The sequence below is a fragment of the Thiobacillus sp. genome (assembly GCF_024708915.1).
The window spans coordinates 1-4637 of sequence record NZ_JANJXQ010000116.1 but is presented as its reverse complement, the minus strand read 5'-3'; the positions used below and the strand labels follow the sequence as shown (position 1 = coordinate 4637).

The 4637-nt window shown below is 67.0% G+C and carries 4 protein-coding genes; 2 read left to right on the top strand and 2 right to left on the bottom strand.

The features are described from left to right. Positions 1-2496, bottom strand: a 2496-nt coding sequence (locus Q0L94_RS08570; protein ID WP_296752474.1) for a heavy metal translocating P-type ATPase, incomplete at its 3' end; no start/stop codon positions are given. An 84-nt stretch (positions 2497-2580) separates the two neighbouring features. Beyond that, positions 2581-3153 (bottom strand): OmpW family outer membrane protein, encoded by a 573-nt coding sequence (locus tag Q0L94_RS08565; protein ID WP_296752472.1) that lies wholly within the window; start codon positions 3151-3153, stop codon positions 2581-2583. Between the two features lie 105 nt (positions 3154-3258). Here Q0L94_RS08565 and aat point away from each other — a divergent pair, with 105 nt between their 5' ends. Continuing rightward, positions 3259-3951 (top strand): leucyl/phenylalanyl-tRNA--protein transferase, encoded by a 693-nt coding sequence (gene aat, locus Q0L94_RS08560; protein WP_296752471.1) that lies wholly within the window; start codon positions 3259-3261, stop codon positions 3949-3951. Beyond that, positions 3938-4637 (top strand): arginyltransferase (locus Q0L94_RS08555; protein WP_296752468.1); only part of this gene is annotated, 700 nt, incomplete at its 3' end. The genes aat and Q0L94_RS08555, both read left to right, overlap by 14 nt.

Below are 4637 nucleotides of genomic sequence, written 5' to 3'. Positions count from 1 at the left end.
TGGCTCTTGCGCGGCGAGCCTTGAATCCTGTGCCTTGAGGCTGCCGTCATCGGCGGGCTGGCTGAAATTGGAGAGCCGGAGCGCATTCAGCACCACCAGCAGCGAGCTCGCCGACATGCCGATGCCGGCGATCCACGGCGTGACGTAGCCGAGCGCGGCGGCGGGAATGGCGATGAGGTTGTAGCCGAGCGCCCAGCCGAGGTTCTGGCGGATGATGTGCCGGGTCTTGCGGGCGAGCGCGACGCCTTCGGACAGCGTGGCCAGCCGGCTGCCCAGCATCACCATGTCGGCGGCGGCCTGCGCGACGTCGGCGCCTTCGCCCATTGCAATCGATACCTGCGCGCCGGCCAGCACCGGCGCATCGTTGATGCCGTCGCCCACCATGGCGACGATGCGGCCCTGCTGCTGCAGCGCATTGACGTAGGCGAGCTTGTCTTCCGGCAGGGCGCCGGCGTGCCATTCCGCGATGCCGAGCTGCTGTGCGACCGCCTGTACCGCGCCTGCGGCGTCGCCCGACACCAGGTGCAGGCGCAGGCCCTGTTTTTGCAGCGCGGCGAGCGCGACCGGGGCATCAGCCCGCGGCGTATCGGCCAGGGCAAACCAGGCGATCAGTTCGCCATCTTCGGCCAGTGCGACCCAGCTGGCGCCACCGTCCGGTTCTGGTGGCGTCGGGGGGAGGCCGCGGGCGACGGCAAAGGCCGGCGCGCCCAGCCGGTACACGCGGCCTTCGATCGTGCCTTCGACGCCGCGCCCCGGCGTATTGCGGATCTGTCCGGCGATCGCGGCGGGCGCGGCCATTTCGCGCAATGCCTTGGCGATGGGGTGTTCCGAGCCGGCTTCGAGCGCTGCGGCAATGGCGCCGACCTCGTTTTCGGTGCGTCCGCCCAGCGCCACCACGCGGCGCACGCTCAAGCGGCCGTGGGTGAGCGTGCCGGTCTTGTCGAACACCAGGTCGGTGGCGCGCGCCAGCGTCTCCAGCGCATGGCCGCGCGTGGTCAAGAGGCCCAGCCGGGTGAGCCGGCCGGTGGCGGTGGTGAGCGCGGCGGGAGTGGCGAGGCCGAGCGCACAGGGGCAGGTGACGACCAGGATCGACACCACGATCCACAGCACTTTCGACGGGTCGATGGCGTACCAGACCAGCCCGACGGCAACGGTGATCAGCAGCAGCAGGCCGACGAACCAGGCGGCGGCGCGGTCGGCCAGCTGGCCGATGCGCGGTTTCTCGCTCTGCGCGCGGTCGAGCAGGCGCACGATGGAGGCGAGGCGGGTGTCGGCGCCGAGCTTGTCCACCCGCATCACCAGCGGGCTGGCCTGGTTGAGGCTGCCGCCGACCACTCTCGATCGCACGGTTTTCGATACCGGCAGCGATTCGCCGGTGAGCATCGCCTCGCTCACCGCGCTGTCGCCCTCGACCACCGCGCCGTCGGCGGGCAGCGTTTCGCCGGGACGCACCAGCACGTGGTCGCCGACCGCCAGCCGGGCCACCGGCACCTGCTCCTCGTCGCGCGCCGGCCAGTTGGGCAGCCGCGTGGTGGCGGCAGGGATCAGCTTCACCAGTTCCTCGATCGCGGCGCCGGCGCGGCGGCGCGCGTTCATTTCGAGAAAGCGCCCGGTCAGGAGCAGGAAGACGAACATGGTGACCGAGTCGTAATACACCTCGCCGTGGCCGGAAAAGGTGGCGTAGACGCTGGCGGCGAAGGCGGTGCCGATGCCCAGCGCCACCGGAACGTCCATGCCCAGGGTGCGGCGCTTGATGTCGCGCCAGGCGCCGATGAAGAACGGCCAGGCCGAATACACCACGACCGGGATGGTGAGGATCAGGCTCGCCCAGCGCATCAGCAGGCGGATGTCGGTGGTCATGTCGGTGGCGGTGTAGGTCGGCAGCGCATACATCATCACCTGCATCATGCCGAGCCCGGCGATGGCGAGGCGCTTGATCGCGGTGTTGCGTTCGCGCTTGTGGATGTCGTCGGAGCGGCCGGGGTCGAACGGGTGGGCGATGTAGCCGATGTCGGACACCGCCTTCAAAATCGCCGACAGCTGGATGCGGCTGTTGTCCCAGCGCACCCGCGCGCGGCGGGTGGCGTAGTTGATCTCCACCGACAGCACGCCGGGCAGTGCGGCGATGTGGCGCTCGTTCAGCCAGATGCACGCGGCGCAGACGATGTTTTCGAGGATCAGCGCGGCCTCGCGGATGTTCTCCGTTTCGGTCCGCACGAAGCTTTCCTGGATCTCCGGCAGATCGTACAGCCCCAGCTGCGCCAGTTCGGCCTCCGCCTGCTGGGGCGTGGCGGGCAGCGCGGTGCGGTGGGCGTAATACGCGCCCTGGCCGCTGTCGATGATGGTCTGCGCCACCGCCTGGCAGCCGCGGCAGCAGGCCCGGCGCGTTTCGCCCTCGAACTGGATGGGGTAGGCCGCGCCGTCCGGCACTGGCAGGCCGCAGTGGAAGCAGCCCGAAAAAGACGGGGCGTCCGTGAGTCTAGGAGAGGTACTCACGCATCGCCCCGAAGGAGAACGCTATGGTGCGGCAAACCCGGGAGAGAGATCGGGCCGGCCGCAGGCGTCAGGTGCAGCTTGTTGTCAGAAACGGAACCCGTAGCCGATGCCCCACACCACCGGATCGATTTCCAGGTTGGTGAGCTTGACGCCGTTACTTTTGACGTCGGTATCGATCCAGATTTTCTTGACGTCGAGGTTGATATAGCCATTCTTGGTTACCGCAATATCCACGCCCAGCTGCAGGGCGCCGCCGAAGCTGTTCTTTCCGACGCTAAGGCCGGGGGCAAGATCGATATTATAGAAGCGGGTGTAGTTCACGCCCGCACCGACGTAGGGCTTGATCGTCGGCGTGGGGTTGAAGTGGTACTGCAGCGTCACGGTGGGCGGCAGGTGGTTCAGCTTGCCGAGGCTGGCGCCGTTCAGCGTCGCCTCGTGGCGCGCGGTGCCGAGAATGAGTTCCACCCCGATGTTGGGCGTGACGAAGTAGGTGAAGTCGATTTCCGGCACCCATTCGCTGGAGACATCGAGCCCGGCCAGGCTGGAGGAGACGTCGGGGGCGATGTCGATGGCGCGCACGCGCATCATCCAGTTGTCGGCCAGGGCGGTTGCGGGCAGAGCGGCAATCAGGGCGAAGGCAAGCAGGGATTTTTTCATGTTCATGGCTCCTGTGAAAAGAGATAAGAATGTAAAGAAGACATTCATATCGTAATAAATAAACAATCAGGGCGCAAGCCAAAATGAATCCGCTACCATGGCGGCATGACCGAACGTCTCCAAAAAGCCACATTCTTTCCCGCGGTCGAAACCGCGCTCGCCGACCCCAACGGCCTGCTGGCGATGGGAGGCGACCTGTCGGTCGAGCGCCTGCTGGATGCGTATCGCCACGGCATCTTTCCCTGGTTCAATCCCGGCGAGCCCATCCTGTGGTGGAGCCCCGATCCGCGCATGGTGCTGGTGCCGGACGAAATCCGCGTCGCCCGCTCGCTGGCCAAGCGCGTGCGCAACGCCGGTTTCGAAGTGCGGGCGGACACCTCGTTTGGCGACATGATGCGCGCCTGCGCTGCGCCGCGCGCCGGCGCATCCGGCACCTGGATTTCCCCGGCGATGGTGGCGGCCTACACCCGCCTGTTCGATGCCGGCTACGCGCATTCGGTGGAAACCTGGCGCGACGGCAGGCTGGTGGGCGGTTTGTACGGCGTGGCGATCGGCCGCATGTTCTACGGTGAATCGATGTTCAGCCGCGAACCCGATGCCTCCAAGGTTGCGCTGGTGCGCTTGGCGCAGCAGTTGCGGCGCTGGGAATTCGGCCTCATCGACTGCCAGATGGAGACCCCGCATCTGGCCAGCCTGGGTGCGCGCACGCTGCCGCGCACGGCGTTTACAGCGCGGCTGGCGGAGTTGGTAAACTTGCCGCATCGGCCCGGCCCATGGAATTTCGATGTATCCGACTGAACCGCCGTTCCAGCGCATCCAGTTTTACCTGACCGCGCACTACGACTGCAGCTATCTGCCGGGCCGACGCTCGCGCTCGCAAGTCGCCACGCCTACCCACCTGATCGACGGCCATGCCTACAGCGCGCTGATCCGCGCCGGCTTTCGCCGCAGCGGGCAGTTCACCTATCGTCCGCATTGCGAGCACTGCCACGCCTGCGTGCCGGTGCGGGTCGACGTCGCCGGCTTTGTCCCCAACCGCACCCAGCGCCGCTGTCTCAAGCGCAACCAGCACCTGGCCGCGCGTTTCCTGCCGCTCGATTTCAGGGAAGAACATTACGCGCTGTACCGTCGCTATCTCGGCAGCCGCCACGCCGGCGGCGGCATGGACCGCGACGGCCCCGACCAGTACACCCAGTTCCTGCTGTCGTCCAACGTCGACAGCGTGCTGGTCGAGTTCCGCGACGGCGACACGCTGGTGATGATCTCGTTGATCGATCAGATCGAGGATGGCCTGTCGGCGGTCTACACCTTCTTCGATCCCGCACGCGCGCAGGACAGCCTCGGCGTCTACGGTGTGCTGTGGCAGATCGAGCTGGCGAAGCGGCTGGAACTGCCCTATCTCTACCTCGGCTACTGGATCGCCGAAAGCCGCAAGATGGCCTACAAGAAACAGTACCCGCCGCTGCAGGGGCTGGTCGACGGCC